Source organism: Paraburkholderia solisilvae (assembly GCF_902859875.1).
Classification (GTDB): Bacteria; Pseudomonadota; Gammaproteobacteria; order Burkholderiales; family Burkholderiaceae; genus Paraburkholderia; species Paraburkholderia solisilvae.
Window position 1 is genome coordinate 1 of record NZ_CADIKF010000054.1, and the last position, 17,673, is coordinate 17,673.

General features: G+C 65.4%; 12 protein-coding genes. 8 read left to right on the forward strand and 4 right to left on the reverse strand.

Features of this window, described 5'->3' with window-relative positions; translation table 11 throughout:
• Positions 1-210 precede the first annotated feature (210 nt).
• Positions 211-1,719 (forward strand): HD domain-containing phosphohydrolase, encoded by a 1,509-nt coding sequence (locus tag HV675_RS25960; RefSeq protein WP_246270543.1) that lies wholly within the window; start codon positions 211-213, stop codon positions 1,717-1,719.
• A gap of 53 nt (positions 1,720-1,772) precedes the next feature.
• Here HV675_RS25960 and HV675_RS25965 read toward each other — a convergent pair whose 3' ends face one another.
• Complete coding sequence (locus HV675_RS25965) at positions 1,773-2,387, reverse strand: TetR/AcrR family transcriptional regulator (protein WP_175114319.1); 615 nt, start codon at positions 2,385-2,387, stop codon at positions 1,773-1,775.
• A gap of 722 nt (positions 2,388-3,109) precedes the next feature.
• On the opposite strand from HV675_RS25965, the gene HV675_RS25970 reads away from it, so the two are divergent.
• A complete protein-coding gene (locus HV675_RS25970; RefSeq protein ID WP_175114320.1) occupies positions 3,110-3,889 on the forward strand; it encodes an SDR family NAD(P)-dependent oxidoreductase in 780 nt (259 codons plus the stop codon).
• Positions 3,890-3,962: 73 nt separating this feature from the next.
• On the opposite strand, the gene HV675_RS25975 is transcribed toward HV675_RS25970, so the two are convergent.
• From HV675_RS25975 to HV675_RS25985, 3 genes are all read right to left on the reverse strand, one after another.
• A complete protein-coding gene (locus tag HV675_RS25975) occupies positions 3,963-4,679 on the reverse strand; it encodes a PepSY-associated TM helix domain-containing protein (RefSeq protein ID WP_246270545.1) in 717 nt (238 codons plus the stop codon).
• Between the two features lie 473 nt (positions 4,680-5,152).
• Positions 5,153-6,244 (reverse strand): aldose epimerase family protein, encoded by a 1,092-nt coding sequence (locus HV675_RS25980; protein WP_175114321.1) that lies wholly within the window; start codon positions 6,242-6,244, stop codon positions 5,153-5,155.
• Positions 6,245-6,267: 23 nt separating this feature from the next.
• Entirely contained in the window at positions 6,268-7,476 is a 1,209-nt protein-coding gene (locus HV675_RS25985; protein ID WP_175114322.1) for a XylR family transcriptional regulator, read from the reverse strand.
• Positions 7,477-7,807: 331 nt separating this feature from the next.
• Between HV675_RS25985 and xylA the strand changes: the two genes are divergently transcribed.
• The 6 genes from xylA to HV675_RS26015 all read left to right on the forward strand — a co-directional run bounded on the left by xylA (position 7,808) and on the right by HV675_RS26015 (position 17,672).
• Complete coding sequence (gene xylA, locus HV675_RS25990; RefSeq protein WP_175114323.1) at positions 7,808-9,133, forward strand: xylose isomerase; 1,326 nt, start codon at positions 7,808-7,810, stop codon at positions 9,131-9,133.
• Between the two features lie 267 nt (positions 9,134-9,400).
• Complete coding sequence (gene xylF / locus HV675_RS25995; protein WP_175114324.1) at positions 9,401-10,429, forward strand: D-xylose ABC transporter substrate-binding protein; 1,029 nt, start codon at positions 9,401-9,403, stop codon at positions 10,427-10,429.
• A gap of 139 nt (positions 10,430-10,568) precedes the next feature.
• Positions 10,569-12,131 carry a D-xylose ABC transporter ATP-binding protein gene (gene xylG / locus HV675_RS26000; RefSeq protein WP_175114325.1) on the forward strand — a complete coding sequence of 521 codons (1,563 nt, stop codon included), beginning with the start codon at positions 10,569-10,571 and terminating at the stop codon, positions 12,129-12,131.
• Complete coding sequence (locus tag HV675_RS26005; RefSeq protein WP_175114326.1) at positions 12,128-13,324, forward strand: sugar ABC transporter permease; 1,197 nt, start codon at positions 12,128-12,130, stop codon at positions 13,322-13,324. The genes xylG and HV675_RS26005 overlap by 4 nt, the downstream gene beginning before the upstream one ends.
• Before the next feature lie 606 nt (positions 13,325-13,930).
• On the forward strand, positions 13,931-15,334 hold the full coding sequence (locus HV675_RS26010) for an MFS transporter (protein ID WP_175114327.1): 1,404 nt from the start codon (positions 13,931-13,933) through the stop codon (positions 15,332-15,334).
• Positions 15,335-15,695: 361 nt separating this feature from the next.
• Complete coding sequence (locus HV675_RS26015; protein ID WP_175114328.1) at positions 15,696-17,672, forward strand: putative bifunctional diguanylate cyclase/phosphodiesterase; 1,977 nt, start codon at positions 15,696-15,698, stop codon at positions 17,670-17,672.
• Position 17,673: the final 1 nt, after the last annotated feature.

The window sequence follows — 17,673 nt, forward strand, 5'->3', positions numbered from 1 at the left end:
TGATGCGCCTCACATTCGTGCCCGTGCTCGCCATACGGCAACGCCCGTTCGTCGTAGGTCCGCGTTATCCACAGTTCCCGTGCGCAAGCCTGTGGACATCCTGCGCAAGACCAGCCCAAGTGCTTGAAGCAATTGATACAAGCAAGCTCCGGTATAGTGCGCAGGAGATCGTCCCTCCCCGAACCCCGGTTTTCTTTCGACAACGGATTCATGAACGCATCGGCAATGGCGCCGGACCCGGGCGCCGCGCTGCGCGTCTTCGACGCGGTCAAGGCGCTCGCCTTTATCGGCGACCTCAGCATGGGCCAACCCACCGATCATTCGCTGCGCACCGCGTGGCTCGCCGCGCAATGCGCGCGTGCGGCCGGAGCTGACGACGCGACACGTGGCGCGGCGATCGAGGCATCGCTGCTGCGCTGGTCCGGCTGTACCGCGAATGCGTCAGGTTTTGCCGACGTGCTCGGCGACGATGTCGGCGGTCGCGAAGCGATGCTCGCGCAGCGGCCCGACTGGGCGCAACCGCTTGCCGCGCAGGGCGGCGTGAGCGCCGCGTTGACGCCGCTTGCGCAGATTCACTGCGAAGTGTCCGGTGAAGTCGCGCGGATGCTCGGCCTCGCGCACGATACGCAAGCGACCTTGCGGCACATCTTCGAAGCGTGGGATGGCGGCGGCATGCCCGACCAGCTCGCGGGCGACGCGGTGCCGCTCGCGGTGTATTGGGTCGCGCTGGCCGGCGACCTCGAAATCTTCGCGCGCGTCTATGGTGTCGACGACGCGCTGCAGTTGATCGCGCAGCGCGCGAATGCACGCTACCCGGCGGCGCTCGCCGCGCTCGCCGATGCGCACGGACGCCAATGGCTCGCCGAACTCGACGCGCTCGAACCCGCGCAATTCGACGATGCGCTGCTGACGCCGCGGATGTCCGAGACGACGTCGCCCGAACTGATCGCCGACGTAATCGACCTGAAGCTGCCGTGGATGACCGGCTACTCGCGCGCGGTCGCCGCGACCGCCGCGCAATGCTGCGCGCAGCTGATCGCGGATCCGCTTGCGCAGCAGCGCGTGTATCGCGCGGGTCTGCTGCACGGCATCGGCCGCGCGGCGGTGCCGAACGTGCTGTGGAATACGCCGGGCCGGCTGCCGGCGTCCGCGTGGGAGCGCGTGCGCCTCGTGCCGTACTGGACCGCGCGTGCCGGCCGGCAGACCGGCGCGCTCGCCGATGCGGCGGCGCTCGCGTCGTACGCGTATGAGCGCGGCGATGGCTCGGGCTACTTTCGCGGCGTCGCGCTCGATGCGCTGTCGCTGGAGGCGCGTGTGCTGGCGGCGTCGGTTGCATGGGGCGCGCTGCGTGCGGCGCGGCCGTGGCGTGCGGCGCTGGGTGTCGAACCGGCCGCGCAGACGATGCGCGACGAAGCGGCGCTTGGGCGGTTCGATGTGCAGGTGGTCGACGCGCTGCTCGCATGCGTGCGCGAGCCGGGCGCGGCGCCGCGCGTGTCGAACGTTGCGCCGCGCCGCCAGCCGTCCGGCGTGCGCCTGTCCGCGCGCGAAACCGATGTGCTGCGTTCGATCAGCCGCGGCGCCAGCAACAAGGAAGTCGCACGCGAATTGACATTGAGTCCGAGCACGGTGCGCACGCATGTCGAAAGCGTGTTTCGCAAGCTCGAGTGTTCGACACGGGCGGCTGCGACGTTGAAGGCGTCCGCGCTTGGATTGCTGTAGACGAAGGGAAGCGGGCAGGGAGAGATACACGAAGTGCGGTGCGCGAGCCGCGATCAGCGATGGGCGTCCTGCTTGTCACCGCGCGGCTGCGCCGCGATCGTATCGATCGACTGCCGCACCGCGTGCAGGATTTCATCGGCCAGTTCCGGCTGCGCTTTCATCACCGCACGCGATGCCGAAATCGCGCCGATCAGTGCGACCGCCATCGTCAATGCACGCTCGCGCCGCTGCGTCTCGGGCACGTGCGCATCGAGCTTCGACGCGAACACGGAGGTCATCTGCTCGAGCCCGAGCGCAAACCGCTCGCCGACCGACGCATCCTGCCGTCCGATCTCGCTGACCGATGCCGCCATCGCGCAGCCCTCCGCAATGTCGTTGCGCCTTTCCTCGGACAGATAGCCGTCGAGCACCTCGCCGAGCTCCGGCATGCGTCCGTCGCGCGGCGTGATGAGACGCCTGTGCCCGCGCTCGAGACCGAAGGCGAGCGCCTCGGCGGCGAGCGCTTCCTTCGACGGGAAGTGCGCGTACAGCGCGCCGTGCGTGAGGCCCGCCGCCTTGCCGATCTCGGCGACGCCGACGCCGTCGATGCCGCGCTCACGCATCAGCCGCGCGGCTGTCTCGATAAGCTTTGCGCGGTTTTGCGCCGCCTGCTCCTTGCTGACTTTCATGACTGACTCCCAGCCTGCTGCGATCGAACGGCCTCGACCATCGGTTGCGGTCGCTATGCCTAGTTATGATTGCATGTGCAATTATAATCCCTGACGGGGTGAAGATCTCGTCCGCAAATCTCAAAAATACTTTTGTACGGTGGCTTCGGCTCGGTCGGACCCATCCCGACGCGACTCGCTAGCGCCGCCCGGCGATGGCGGATTCGAGCGGGCGGGCATCGGGCGCAAACCGGAGCGGCGCGTGGGCGCCGCGTTTTGATGAGACGGTTGCATTTGCCCGTCAATGTACTGTCGATTGCGTGGTCCGCGACGCCGCCGATGACGCGCACGTATAGCGCGGCGAAGGGTTGGCGGTTCGCGATGGGTTTGGGCCTTATCGCGCCCGGTTGGCGGCGCCGCGGTGGCCTCGCGGCCACAGCCGACAGATCTTGGCTCCCAGCCGCGGTCGCCCGTCACCGCAAGCCACCGCGCCGGCACCGCCATCCAGCCACAGCCACAGCCACCCCAGCGCCACCCCAGCCGTTTGCCACCGACCCGCCGACCTTCGATCCGCCTGGCCCACCTTGCCCCCATTAGCCGACTTTTCAGAACACAGTTTTCGGTTTTCCCCCTTTGATCTCATTCATTGCGATCGATATCATTACGTCAATGATTGCGAAAGCAATGAATAAGCGCCCGGCCAGCCGGCCCAGCGCAAACCACAGTTTCAAAGGAGAAACATCATGCGTTTCCAGAACAAGACGGCGCTCGTGACGGGCGGCAACAGCGGTATCGGTTTCGCGACTGCGAAAATGCTGATCGAACAGGGCGCGCGCGTCGCGATCACCGGCCGCGATCCGAAGAAGCTCGACCATGCGCTGACGGCGCTCGGCCCGAATGCGATCGGTATCGAAGCGGACCTGAACGACGCCAACGCGCTCGAGCGTGTCGCTCAAAAGGTGACAACCGAATTCGGTTCGCTCGATATCGTGTTTGCGAACGCGGGCATCAGCGGCCCCACGCCGCTCGGCAGCACGACCGCAGCCGCGTTCGAGGCGATCACGCGCACCAATCTGACGGCCGTGTTTCTGACCGTGCAGGCCGCGCTGCCGCTGATGCGCGAAGGCGGCGCGATCGTGCTGAACGGCTCGGTGATGCGCGGCGAAGGCTTCGCCGGCTCGGCGGCCTACTCGGCGTCGAAGGCGGGCGTGACGGGGATGGCGAAGGTGTTCGCGTCCGAACTCGCGCCACGCGGCATTCGCGTGAACACGGTGATTCCGGGCGCGACACGCACACCGATCTGGACGCGCGGCGCGCGTGAGGGCCAGACGCTCGACGACACCGAAAGCGCGTTCGGTCCGCGTATTCCGCTCGGGCGCCTCGCGAACCCGGAGGAGACCGCGCGCGCGGTGCTGTACCTCGCGTCCGACGACTCGGTGGGGGTCACGGCGGCGGAAATCGTCGTCGATGGCGGGCTGACGGGGGCGCCGTCCGGTGCGCCGATCTTCCGGGCGCCGCACTGACCAGCGTGCGGTAGCGCAGGGAAAACGACAAACGCGCGTGCCGTTGCGGCGCGGCACGCGCGCGTAAATGTGTCTACGCTAGCCCGACACACACCGCGGCGACCATCGACCCCAGCACCAGCACCGCGCCAACCGTGCGCTTCGTATTCAACTGCGTCCATAGCAATACGCCGGTCAGCGACAGCAAAATGATGCTGCCGGCCAGCGTATCGATCAACAGCACCCAGCCGACGCTGAGCCCCACGCCCTTGTGCAGATTGGTGAGCGTAGCGAGGAACGTGTTGCCGGTGCGCTTGACCGTCACATAGCCGCTGCCGACCCAGTAATCGGCGGAGGTCATCTGCTGCGGCGACGCGAACGTCAGCTGCCAGTGCTCGGGCTGGATCGCGCTGCGATCGCCCCATGCAACCGGATGCGCGGGTTCCTTCTGTGCACGCCCCGGCTTGCCGGTCAGCTTCAATTCGTCTTTGAGCCAGGCCGCGAGTTCGCGCGGCGACTGCGGCGCCGGCTGCGGCAGCGGCACTTGCAGTTCGGTTACCTGCGGCACGCCGGTCGACACGCGCAACGGCCCCGCACGATGATTCAGGAAGAAGCCGGTGGTGCCGAACAGCAGCCCGAGCGCGGCGCCCCACAGGCCGATCCAGCCGTGAATCTTGCGCAGCCAGCGGATGAATGCGATCCGGCGCGGGCGCGTTTGCGGCGGGTAAGCGCCAACATCGGCTGCCCCGGCAGGTGGCGCGAGCGGCGAAAAATCGGTGGCGCCCGATGCGAGCGTGTCAGTGGTGTTCAAGATGGCTCCGCGAATTGAAACCGCAGGTTGATTTGCCGGCGCGCCGCGGCACGACGCGGCTGCTCCGGTGTGCCGGTCATAAGCGGACACAAGCGGGCACAACCGGACACCGACGGTGCACGCGCGCACGCACGCATTGCATGGGACTACGTGGAACAGGGACGCCGACGCGGCGGCACGGCGCCGCACACCTCGCAGGTGCGCCGTGATCGGCGGGCGTTCGGGCTGGCTAGCCGTCGTTGACGAAAGCGGCCGCTAACTGCTGACAGTGCAAGCGGGCCGCGCACGACGGAGTGGCTGGCGTTCAGACAAGAGCCGCTATCATTTCACGCCGTTGAGCATGCCGCAACGCTTGCAAGCACGACGAAGCATGCCGCAAATCTTTCGAAGGGTTACGGCAACCGCGCGCAGCGCTCGCATGCCGCGGCCTGCGCACCGAAGACGCCGACTGCGGCGATGCGCGCAAACGACATCTATCGGATACCCAACCGATAAACGGTCGTATGCCGATACCGCTCGCCCGGTCGCAGCACGGTTTGCGCGGCGCTGTCCGCCATATTGATCTGGTTCGGATAGCCGCCGGTTTCGAGGCACAGCGCCGCATGCTTGCGCAGGCGCTCGCCGCCGCGCCCGGCCACGCCTTCCAGATAGTTGCCCGTGTAGAACTGCAAGCCGTGCGCGTCGGTTTCGACGGTCAGCTCGCGGCCGCTGCCCGGGTCGTACAGCACCGCCACCCGGCGTACCGCGCCGGACGCGCCCGCCGCGTCGCGCAGCAGATAGCAATGGTCGAAGCCCTTCGCGCGCGCGAGCTGCGCATGCGGCCAGTCGAGGCGCGCACCGATCGGCGCGCTCGAGCGGAAGTCGAACGCATTGCCGGCGACGCTCGCGCGCGCAAGCGGAATCAGCGTGTCGTCGACTTCCCAGAATTCGTCCGCGTCGATTTCGATCATATGACCGCGGATGTCCGCCGGGCCGCCTGACAGATTGAAGTACGCGTGATGGGTCAGGTTGACCGGCGTCGGCGCATCGGTCACCGCGTCGTAGTCGATCGTCAGCGCGCCGTGGTCGTCGAGCGCGTAGCGTACGGTTGTTTCGAGCGCGCCCGGAAAACCCGCATCGCCTTCCGGCGATTCGTGCGAGAAAACCAGCGTGCCGTCGACTTCACGCGCGTCCCACAGCGCGCGATGAAAGCCGCTCGCGCCGCCGTGCAGCAGGTTGTCGCCTTCGTTGCGGTCGAGCTGATACGTAAGCCCGTCGAGCGTGAAGCGCGCCTGCGCAATGCGGTTCGCCCAGCGGCCGATCGTGCCGCCAAAATACGACGCGCTCGCGAGATATTCGGCCGGCGTATCGTGCCCGAGCACGATATCGGCGATGCGTCCGGCGCGGTCGGCCGCATGCCACGACACGAGCGTCGCGCCGAGATCGCTGATCACCACCCGCATGCCGTGCGCGTTGCGCAGCGTGAAGAGACGGACCGCATCACCGCCGGGCAGCGTGCCCCAGCGTTCGACGGTGATATGGGCGGGAAGGGCGCGATCGGTATGGCGCGAGTCTACGGAAGTCATGAATAAAAATGTGCGTCGGGGAATCAGCCGGGTTGCGATGTCTGCGTGCCTTGCAGACGCTCATGGTATTCGCGCGGGGTACAACCGAGTTCGCGGCGAAACACCGCGTACATGTATTGCAACGACGTGAAGCCGCAGCGTATGGCGACTTCCGTGCTCGAGAGATCCGGTTGCGCGAGCAACTGTTTCGCGACCTCGAGCTTATGTTTCAGGATCTCCTGATGCACGGTGCAGCCGAGCTCACGCCGGAAATGCTCTTCGAGCGACGAGCGCGACACGCCGACATAGTCGGCGACCTGTTCGGTCTTGATGCCCTGGCAGCCGTACTGCCGGATGTAATGGCGCGCGCGCATCACATACGGGCTCGACACCGGTTGATGCCGCGTCGATTCGAGCACGTTGATGCCGACCGGCGGCACCAGAATGCGCCGTCCCGCGAAGCGCGCGCCGCCCAGCATCTGATGCAACAGGTGCGCGGCGGTGCGGCCCATTTCCTCGGTGCCTTGAATGACCGAAGACAGTGGAATGCGCGTGAGCGAACGCGTGAGCGGATCGTTGTCGATGCCGATAATCGCGACTTCCTCCGGCACCGCGATGCCGGAGATCAGGCACATCTGCAATAGCTGACGCGCGCGCGCATCGGTGACGGCGATTACGCCGACCGGCTTCGGCAGGCTTTGCAGCCACGCGGTCAGTTGCTCGCTCGCCTGGTTCCACACGGGCGCGCTGGTCGGCAAGCCGCGATGCACGTCGCCGGTGAGGCCGTCGGCCGCGAGCAGCGCGTTGAATGCGAGTTCGCGTTCCTGCGCCCAGCGGTTGGTCGGCGATTCGGGCAGGCTGTAGAGCGCAAAGCGCTGCAGCCCCGCGCCGATCAGATGCGTGTACGCGAGCGTGACCAGCTTGCGGTTGTCGGTGGCGATATACGGCAGATTGTCCGGATACTGGGACGCGTCTTCGTACGACGAACCGACCGCGACGACCGGCAGCGGACAGTCGGCGAGCGCATCGCGCACGGCCGGGTCGTCGAAGTCCGCGATGATGCCGTCGCCCTCGAAGTGTTCGATGCCGTTGAGACGCGCGCGGAAGTCCTCTTCGAGGAAGAGGTCCCATGCGACGCGCGTCGACAGCAGGTATTTGCCGATGCCGGTGATGATCTCGCGGTCGTAGACCTTGTTCGCGTTGAAGAGCAACGCGATACGGTGCGTGCGTTGAGCGGATTGCTGGCGTGTCATCGCGTAGTCAAGGGCGCGCGGCGGCAGCGATGCGGCGGCGCCGGCGTGTTCGGGGTTGATCCACGGGTTGATCCATATACGGCGAAACCCTTAAGGGCAAACACGGTTTCGCCCGGTATCGATCAGCCTGCCTATTCTAGGCGGTGCGAGCCTCGCGCCGCCACACGATTTTATCGGGCGGCGAGAATCGCTAACCGCACTGGCGGATTTCGCAATTGCCGGTATGAACCGCAAGCTGGCAGCATGGCATCACTCAAGCAAACGTGCTGCGCCTGTCACGCGCTTTCATGCTGTGCGACGCATCGTCACGACATCAATCAAGGAGACGCGCATGTCCTACTTCGAACATCTGCCCGCTGTGCGCTATGAGGGCCCGCAGTCGAGCAATGCTTTCGCGTACCGCTATTACGATCGCGACAAGCTCGTGCTCGGCAAGCGAATGGAAGACCATCTGCGCGTGGCCGTCTGTTACTGGCATACATTCGGCTGGGCCGGCACCGACATGTTCGGACCGGGCACCTTCGAGCGCCCGTGGCATGGCGCTGGCGAGCCGCTCGAGCGCGCGCACCTGAAGGCCGATTCCGCATTCGAACTGTTCTCGAAGCTCGGCGTGCCGTTCTATACGTTTCACGATGCCGACGTCGCCCCTGAAGGCGACAGCATCAAGCAGTACGTGAACAACTTCAAGTCGATCACCGACTATCTCGCGCGCAAACAGGAAGAGAGCGGCGTGAAGCTGCTGTGGGGCACCGCGAACCTGTTCTCGCATCCGCGCTATGCGGCCGGCGCCGCGACCAATCCGAACCCGGACGTGTTCGCATTTGCGGCCACCCAGGTGTTCGAAGCGCTCGAAGCGACGCAGCGCCTCGGCGGTGCGAACTACGTGCTGTGGGGCGGCCGCGAAGGCTACGAGACGCTGCTGAACACCGATCTGAAGCGCGAGCGCGAACAGCTCGGCCGCTTTATGAGCATGGTGGTCGAGCACAAGCACAAGAAGGGCTTCAAGGGCATGCTGCTGATCGAACCGAAGCCGCAGGAGCCGACCAAGCACCAGTACGACTACGACGTCGCGACCGTGCACGGCTTTCTCACGCAGTTCGGCCTGCAGGATGAAATTCGCGTGAATATCGAAGCGAATCATGCGACGCTCGCCGGCCACTCGTTCCATCACGAGATTGCGAATGCGTTCGCGCTCGGCGTGTTCGGCAGCATCGACGCGAACCGCGGCGATCCGCAGAACGGCTGGGATACCGACCAGTTCCCGAACAGCGTCGAAGAGCTCACGCTCGCGTTCTATGAAATTCTGCGTAACGGCGGCTTTACGTCCGGCGGCATGAACTTCGATGCGAAAGTGCGCCGCCAGAGCGTCGATCCGGACGATCTGTTCCACGGCCATATCGGTGCAATCGATGCGCTCGCCATCGCGCTCGAACGCGCGGCGCGTCTGATCGAAAACGACCAGCTCGCCGCGTTCAAGGAAAAGCGCTACGCGGGATGGGACGGCGAGCTCGGTCGCAAGATTCTCGCGGGCGGCTATACGCTCGAAGCGCTCGCGAACGATGCGATCGCGCGCGGCATTGCGCCCAGGCATCTGAGCGGCCGCCAGGAGCACCTCGAAAACGTGGTGACCCAGGCGCTTTACGGTACGGGCAAATAAGGGTTGACCAATGCGTGCTGGCAAATGAGCGCCGGCAATCGGGCGCGCGCCGCTGGCACGCATCGGTAAAAAACATTAACCCGGCCGGTCAATTTCGCAATTGCCCGGCCGTGCCGCACAGCCCACGCTGTCGGGCGGACAAAAATCCAGATTCACACAATCGACGACCGCGAACACGCATTCGCGGCGCATCCGTACGATTTCGCCGGCTGTTTCCTTTCTCTCGCAAATGGACGCACCGGTAGCCAATCAGAAAAGGAGTGAGACTTGAAATCCGCTATGCGTCGTTCCGTATTGAATTCGCTCGTCTGTGCCGCGATGTTTGCCGGCCTGACTTCCATTGCACCGCTTGCGCATGCGAGCAAGGACAAGCCCGAAATCGGCTTCTGTATCGACGATCTGCGCGTCGAGCGCTGGTCGCGCGATCGCGACTACTTCGTTGAAGCCGCAACCAAACTCGGCGCGAAGGTGTCGGTGCAGTCCGCCGATGCCAGCGAATCCCGTCAGATTTCGCAGATCGAGAACCTGATCTCGCGCGGCGTCGACGTGATCGTGATCGTGCCGTTCAACTCGAAGACGCTCGGCAATGTGATTGCCGAAGCGCACAAGGCGGGCATCAAGGTCGTGTCGTATGACCGCCTGATTCTCGACGCGGACGTCGACGGCTATATCTCGTTCGACAACGAGAAGGTCGGCGAACTGCAGGCGCAAGGCGTGTTCAACGCGCAGCCGAAGGGCAACTACTTCCTGCTCGGCGGCGCGCCGACCGACAACAACGCGAAGATGCTGCGCGAAGGACAGTTGAAGGTGCTCAAGCCGGCCATCGACCGCGGCGACATCAAGGTGGTCGGCCAGCAGTGGGTGCCGGAATGGAGCGCCGCGACCGCGCTGCGCATCACCGAAGACGCGCTGACCGCGAACAACAACAAGATCGACGCGATCGTCGCATCGAACGACGGCACCGCGGGCGGTGCGATCCAGGCGCTGGCCGCGCAGCACCTCGCGGGCAAGGTGCCGGTGTCGGGCCAGGACGCGGACCTCGCGGGCGTGAAGCGCGTGATAGCCGGCACGCAGACGATGACCGTCTACAAGCCGCTCAAGCTGATTGCGAGCGAAGCGGCGAAGCTGTCGGTCGATCTCGCGAAGGGCAACAAGCCGGCGTTCAACGCGAAGTACGACAACGGCAAGAAGCAGGTCGACACGGTGCTGCTGCAGCCGACGCTGCTCACGAAGAGCAATGTCGACGTGGTCGTCAAGGACGGGTTCTATTCGCAGGCGCAGCTCGCGGGCAACTGATCGCCCGCGGTCTGATGCGCGCCGCCGCCGGTTGAAGAAACCGGCGTTGCCACAACCCGGCGGCGCACCGCCTCTGTCACACGCGCGCGGACCCGGCCACGGGCACGCGCGCGTCCCCGATTCACGAGGACGACAACGCATGGCACAAGCGCTTCTGGAGCTACGCGGCATCGCCAAGTCATTTGCCGGTGTACGGGCGCTCGACGGCATCGATCTGTCCGTCGCCCCCGGCGAATGCGTCGGCCTGTGCGGCGAAAACGGCGCGGGCAAATCGACGCTGATGAAGATCGTGTCGGCGGTGTATCCGCACGGCGACTGGTCCGGCGAGATGCTGTGGGAAGGCAGGCCGCTCATCGCGCAAAACGTGCGCGATACCGAGCGCGCCGGCATTGTGATCATCCATCAGGAACTGATGCTGGTGCCGCAGCTTTCGGTGGCCGAGAACATCTTCCTCGGCAACGAGATCACGCTGTCCGGCGGCCGCATGAATTACGCGGCGATGTATCAGCGCGCGGACGCGTTGTTGCGCGAGCTGAATATCGAAGGCATCAACGTCGCGCAGCCGGTGATGAACTACGGCGGCGGCCACCAGCAACTGATCGAAATCGCGAAGGCGCTGAACAAGCGCGCGAAGCTGCTGATTCTCGACGAGCCGTCTTCGTCGCTGACCGCGGCCGAAACGCAGATTCTGCTCAATATCGTGCGCGACCTGAAAAAGCGCGGTGTCGCGTGCGTGTATATCTCGCACAAGCTCGACGAAGTGGAAGCGGTGTGCGACACGATCACCGTGATCCGCGACGGCAAGCATGTCGCGACACAACCGATGGCGCAGCTCACCACGGACCGCATTATCGCGATGATGGTCGGGCGCGAGATTACCAATCTGTTTCCGCGCGAGCCGCATGAAATCGGCGAGGTGATCTTCGAAGCGCGCAACGTGACCTGCTTCGATGCGACCAACCCGAACCGCAAGCGCGTCGACGACGTATCGTTTTCACTGCGCAAAGGCGAAATTCTGGGCGTGGCGGGCCTGGTCGGCGCGGGCCGCACCGAGCTGATGCAGGCGATTTTCGGCGCGTATCCGGGCGTGAGCCGCGCCGACGTCTGGCTGAACGGCAAGCGTTTGAAGATCGGCGCGCCGGCCGATGCGATTCGCGCCGGCGTCGCGATGGTGCCCGAAGACCGCAAGCGTCACGGCATCGTGCCGCAGCTGGGCGTCGGTCACAACATCACGCTCGCGGTGCTCGCGCGCTTCGCGAAAGGCGGGCGCATCGACAGCGCGTCGGAGCTCGATACGATTCATACGGAAATGAAGCGCCTGTCGGTGCGCGCCGCGTCGCCGATGCTGTCGATTGCGAGCCTGTCCGGCGGCAACCAGCAGAAAGCGGTGTTGACGCGCATGCTGCTCACCGATCCGCAGGTGCTGATTCTCGATGAGCCGACGCGCGGCGTCGATGTCGGCGCCAAATACGAAATCTACAAGCTGATGTTCGCGCTCGCGCGGCGCGGCATGTCGATCATTGTCGTGTCGTCGGAATTGCCTGAAGTGCTCGGCGTGAGCGACCGTGTGCTGGTGATCGGCGAAGGCCGCCTGCGCGGCGACTTCGTCAACGACGGCCTCACGCAGGAAGACATTCTCGCCGCCGCGCTCAATGCGCAAACCGAACGCAACGACCCTTCCAACCTTGCGAGCGTCGCATGACACCTGATCTCAGTTCCGTCGAAAACCGCGCCGGCGAACGCGCGTCGATCGCGTCGGGCCAGCGCGTGAAGCAGCTGTTCGCGCGCTACAAGCTGCTGGCCTTGTTGCTGGCGGTCGCGGTCATCTGGACTTTCTTTTCGTTTCTCACCGACGGCGCGTTCGTCACGCCGCGCAACCTGTCGAACCTGCTGCGGCAGATGTCGATTACCGGCATGCTCGCGTGCGGGATGGTGTTCGTCATCATCGCCGGCGAGATCGACCTGTCGGTCGGCTCGCTGCTCGGGCTGCTCGGCGGCGTCGCGGCGATTCTCGATGTGAAATTCCACTGGCCGCTCGCGGCGACGCTGCCGGCCGTGATGCTGCTCGGCATCGTGGTGGGGCTTTTCAACGGCTGGTGGTCGACCTATCTGCGCGTGCCGTCGTTTATCGTCGGCCTCGGCGGCATGCTCGCGTATCGCGGCGTGCTGCTCGGCGTGACCGGCGGCTCGACCATCGCGCCGGCGTCGGATGCGCTGGTCTTCGTCGGGCAGGGCTATCTGCCGCGCGTGGCGGGCAACGTGCTCGCGGTCGTGCTGTTCGCGCTGCTCGCGGTGCTGACCGTGCGGCATCGCAAGAGCCGCCAGCACTACAATCTGCCGGTGGTGCCGCTGTGGCAGGACGGCGTGAAAATTGTCGCGGCGGGGCTGCTCGTGTTCGCATTCGTCGCGACGCTGAACCGCTACGGCGGCATTCCGGTGCCGGTGCTGGTGCTGCTCGCGCTGCTCGGCATCTTCACGTATATCGCGACGCAAACCGTGTTCGGCCGGCGCATCTACGCGGTCGGCTCGAATCTCGAAGCGACGCGGCTGTCGGGCGTCAATACGAACCGCGTGAAGCTCGCGATCTTCGCGCTGATGGGGTTGATGTGCGCATTCGGCGGCCTCGTCGAAACCGCGCGGCTCGCGGCGGGGTCGCCATCGGCGGGCACGACCGGCGAGCTCGACGCGATCGCCGCGTGCTTTATCGGCGGCACGTCGATGCGCGGCGGCTCCGGCACCGTGTACGGCGCACTGATCGGCGCGCTCGTGATGGCGAGCCTCGACAACGGCATGTCGATGCTCGACGTCGACTCGTACTGGCAGATGATCGTGAAGGGCGGCATTCTCGTGCTTGCGGTCTGGGTGGACGTGATTTCGGGGTCGAACCAGCGCTGATCCGGCAAGCTCACGGCCTTGTGAGCATTGGGCGGCACACGCGCCATGCGGGTGGCGGCGCGCACGGCCGTGGTGCGGTGCACCACGGCGCAGCACCGGCCCGCTCCGCGAGCGTGCGTGCGCGCGCTCCGCCAAAGCGTGCCGAGCCTTTTCCGCAGTCTTCAACGCGCGGCCTTCGTCAGGCCGCTTTCATTTTTTTCGAGGCGCGACGCGTCGCGCCCGACGCCCCGCCTGACAAGCGATTGCGCGCGCCACCGCGATTTCGCAGCGCGCCTTTTCAGGCCTGCGCCGCCCGTTCGCCACGCGCGATGGCATACCTATTGCGTTAATCGCCGCCGAGGCCAACGGCGGCTTCATTGATTTCAGTTCGAAGAGGGACGCTCGCGTCGAGCGGACCATAGGGGCAAAGGCGTCCCGAACCTCATGCGCAGCGCGATCCGTGTGTCGATCCGCGCGTGTGCGGTTCGGGGCGCTTTTTTTTGCGCGCTCATATCGTTGCGCGCGCAAGGAACCTCGATGGACCCGTCGCGCGCTCGCGTAGCGGCCCGGCGAACTGCGCAAACCGCCCGCGTCTGCCCACTTGCCTCCGCCCTCTGAGAGAGACCCATGAAAAATCTGTTGAGTTCGCTGACGAGCGGTAACTGGCGCGCACTGCTCGCGTGCTTCTTCTACTTCGACACCGGTTTCACCGTGTGGGTGATGTTCGGGCCGCTCGCGCCGTTCATTCACAAAGACATCACGATGACGCCCGCCGAACTGGGCTTTCTGGTCGCGGTGCCGGTGCTCGGCGCGGCGATTCTGCGCGTGACGCTCGGCAACCTGTACCAGGCGTGCAACGGCCGGCGCATCGCACTGATGGGCGTGCTGCTGTCCGCGATTCCGTCGATCGTGCTGCTGCTGATGCCAGTCACGCCGTCGTACACGCTGCTGCTCGTGCTCGGCGTATTTCTCGGCGTCGGCGGCGCGAGCTTCGCGGTCGCGTTGCCGATGGCGGGCAGCAACTATCCGCCGAAGGTGCAGGGCCTGGTGCTCGGTCTCGCGGCGGCGGGCAATATCGGCGCGGTGCTCGACGGCTTCATGTTCCCGGGTCTGGCCGCGCGTTTCGGCTGGGCCACCGCGGCCGGCGCCGCGTTGCCGCTGCTGGCGCTCGCGGCCACCGCGCTGTTCTTCTGGGCGCACGATCTCGCGCCGAAGGCGGGCAGCGCGCCGCGTGCGTTCCGCAGCTTCTTCATCACGCTGGCGGGTCTCATTGCGCTGGTGCTCGCCGTGCATGCCGGCGTGTTCGGACCGGGCAAGACCGGGGTGCTGCTGTTGCCGGTGTTCGGCGCGCTGCTCGCGATTGCCGTGTTGCCGCGTCACTATCGCAGCGTGCTGGTCGAAGGCGATACGTGGGTCGTGATGCTTGTCTACAGCATCACGTTCGGCGGTTTTGTCGGGATGTCCTCGTATGTGACCACGCTGCTTATTTCGCTCTACCAGATGCCGGCGCTCGAAGCGGGTCTCTTCATGTCGCTGCTCGCCTTTATCGGCGCATTGGTGCGGCCGGTCGGCGGGCTGATTGCCGACCGCATCTCGGGTGTGCGCGCGCTCGTGATGCTGCTTGCGGCCATTTCGATCTGCGATTTCGCGTTCGCCGCGTGGATGCCGCCACCTGGCGCGGGCATCACGCTGCTGGTCGCGATGTATCTGTGCTTCGGCCTCGGCAACGGCGCGACGTTCCAGCTCGTGCCGCAGCGCTGGAAGGGCAAGACCGGTTTGATGTCGGGCATTGTCGGCGCGGCGGGCGGCATCGGCGGCTTCTATCTGCCGGTGATCATGGGGATGGCGAAGGAAAGCACCGGCAGCTACCAGATGGGCTTTGCGACGTTCGGCGGCCTGTCGGCGCTGGCCTTCGCGCTCGTGATGCTGCATCGCGCGCGCTGGCTCGAATGGGCGCTGCCTGCGGAGAGCCGCGTCGCGGCCGTGGATCCGGTACGCACCGCAAGTGTGCGGGCGGACAGCAGCGTGTAAATCAGTCCGTCCTGCTGACGGATCGTTGAACTCGACGAGGACGGTTCGGCGCAACGCAAGCGGCCTGCGCCGCACCCGATGAAATCGCCGGCATTATGCGCCGGCGATTTTTTTTGCGTGTGTTTTCAGGCATCTACGTGCGCCGCGGTAAGGATGGCCGCCGCTTGCCGCCGCACCCGGAAAATCATGACCGGCAGCTGGCGGGAATTTTGCTCGCATCGAAGAAACTAATGATCTATTGCTTCGACGTGTGGTGCGATTCCGGCGCTCGTTCGCAGGCGAAGCGACCTCGCAGGCGTGAAACGTCGGGTTGCACACGATCCCCCGCGCTACCTTGGGCGGTAACGCATCCGGAACGAGCATGTCTTTTATCAAGAGATTGTCGGGTTCGCGTATTGCGCCGGCGGCTCGGGTCGAACTGAGGCGGTCGCAGTTTCGCGCATTCCGGCAGCAGGTTCCATTGCTTTATACGGTGCTGATCGTCGACACGGTGACGGTGGCGTTCACGCACTGGCGCATCGCGCCGGTCTACCTGGCGGTTTATGCGCCGTTGCTGCTGTGCCTCTTTTGCACCGCGCGTCTTGCGCTGTGGCTGCGCCTGCGGCGGCGCACGCTGTCCGACGACGAGATCGCGCGACGCCTGCGCACGACGGTCTGGATGGTTGCCGCGGTCGGCGTCGCGTTCACCGCGTGGGCGATGTCGCTGTACCGTTACGGTGACGCCTACACGCGCAGCCACATCGCGTTCTATCTGGCGATGACGGTAATCGGCTGCATTTTTTGCCTGATGCATATGCGCCTCGCCGCGCTGCTGCTCGCCGGCATTGTGATCGTGCCGTTCACGTTCTTTTTCGCGTCGACGCACAATCCGGTGTTCATTGCGATGGCCGTGAATGTGTTCCTCGTCGCAGTCGTGATGGTGCTGGTTCTGCTGTTTTACTACCGGGACTTCACGAGTCTCGTCGAGTCGCAGGTGCAGTTGCGCGCGCAGCATGCGGAAACGCAGCGCCTGAGCGACGAGAATTTTCGCCTCGCGAATCTCGACGGGCTGACGAATCTGCCGAACCGCCGGCGCTTCTTCGCCGACCTCGACCACCAGCTGATGCCGCTGCAAGGCCAGGCGCGCGCGCCGGGCAGCCTCGCGATCGGCGTGATCGATCTCGACGGCTTCAAGCGCATCAACGATCTCTACGGTCACGCGTTCGGCGATCGCGTGCTCGAGGAAACCGGCCGGCGTTTCGCCGCGCAAGTCACGCCGCAGGTGAGTGTGGCGCGCATCGGCGGCGACGAGTTCGGGCTGACGGTGGTCGGCGCAACCGCTTACCGCCAGTTGCTGGATCTCGGCGATACGTTGTGCGCCGCGATCGAGCGTTCGTATGTGCTGCCGGAAGGCGCCGCGCGATTGTCGGCGTCGATTGGTTTCGCGAATTTTCCGGAGGCGGGCGAAACGACCACGCAGCTCGTCGAACGCGCGTACTACGCGCTGCATTTCGCGCAGGCGCACCGGCGCGGCGGCACGGTGATTTTCTCGCCCGAACACGAAACGCAGATCCGCCATCTGAGCAAGGTCGAGGCATGCTTGCGCAGTGCGGATTTCGAACGCGAAATCACACTGCATTTCCAGCCGATCTTCGATACCGGGCTGCACGAGATCATGGCGTTCGAGGCGTTGGCGCGCTGGACGAGCCCGGTGCTCGGCGTGGTGGCGCCGTCGATGTTCATTCCGGTGGCCGAACGCTGCGACCTGATTCACGCGCTTACCGAAGTGCTGCTGCGCAAGGCGCTCGACGCGGCGCGCAGCTGGCCCGAAGCGGTGCGCATTTCGTTCAATCTGTCGGCGCGCGACCTGAACGTGCCGGGCGCGCTGCACCGCGTGATCCGCACGACGCTCGCGAGCGGCGTCGCGCCGCACAGGATCGACTTCGAGATTACCGAGACCGCGCTGATCCAGGATTTCGGACAGGCGCGCATCGCGCTCGAATCGCTGAAAAAACTGGGCGCGCGTATTTCGCTCGATGACTTCGGCACCGGCTTTTCGAGCCTCAACAGCGTGCACCGCTTGCCGATCGACAAGGTGAAGGTGGACGGCAGCTTTGTCGCGGGCATCGAGCGCGAGCCGACTGCGCGCGCGATTGTGAAGAGCATCGTCGAGCTGTGCGAGAACCTGGGGCTTGCGTGCGTGATCGAGGGCGTCGAGACGCGCGCGCAGGCCAATGCGCTGCGCGAACTGGGGGCGACCGTGATGCAGGGGCACCTGTTCGGCAAGCCGGTTCCGGCGGGGCAGGTGCTTGACACGTATGTCAGGGAACCGTTGCTGTCGCGGCTTGGACGCGATTAGC

What these genes read in the sequence shown, in the direction of transcription:
- HV675_RS25960 (WP_246270543.1), top strand. Translation starts at nt 211, where the DNA reads ATGAACGCATCGGCAATGGCGCCGGACCCGGGCGCCGCGCTGCGCGTC.
- HV675_RS25965 (WP_175114319.1), bottom strand. Translation starts at nt 2,387, where the DNA reads ATGAAAGTCAGCAAGGAGCAGGCGGCGCAAAACCGCGCAAAGCTTATC.
- HV675_RS25970 (WP_175114320.1), top strand. Translation starts at nt 3,110, where the DNA reads ATGCGTTTCCAGAACAAGACGGCGCTCGTGACGGGCGGCAACAGCGGT.
- HV675_RS25980 (WP_175114321.1), bottom strand. Translation starts at nt 6,244, where the DNA reads ATGACTTCCGTAGACTCGCGCCATACCGATCGCGCCCTTCCCGCCCAT.
- HV675_RS25985 (WP_175114322.1), bottom strand. Translation starts at nt 7,476, where the DNA reads ATGACACGCCAGCAATCCGCTCAACGCACGCACCGTATCGCGTTGCTC.
- xylA (WP_175114323.1), top strand. Translation starts at nt 7,808, where the DNA reads ATGTCCTACTTCGAACATCTGCCCGCTGTGCGCTATGAGGGCCCGCAG.
- xylG (WP_175114325.1), top strand. Translation starts at nt 10,569, where the DNA reads ATGGCACAAGCGCTTCTGGAGCTACGCGGCATCGCCAAGTCATTTGCC.
- HV675_RS26005 (WP_175114326.1), top strand. Translation starts at nt 12,128, where the DNA reads ATGACACCTGATCTCAGTTCCGTCGAAAACCGCGCCGGCGAACGCGCG.
- HV675_RS26010 (WP_175114327.1), top strand. Translation starts at nt 13,931, where the DNA reads ATGAAAAATCTGTTGAGTTCGCTGACGAGCGGTAACTGGCGCGCACTG.
- HV675_RS26015 (WP_175114328.1), top strand. Translation starts at nt 15,696, where the DNA reads ATGTCTTTTATCAAGAGATTGTCGGGTTCGCGTATTGCGCCGGCGGCT.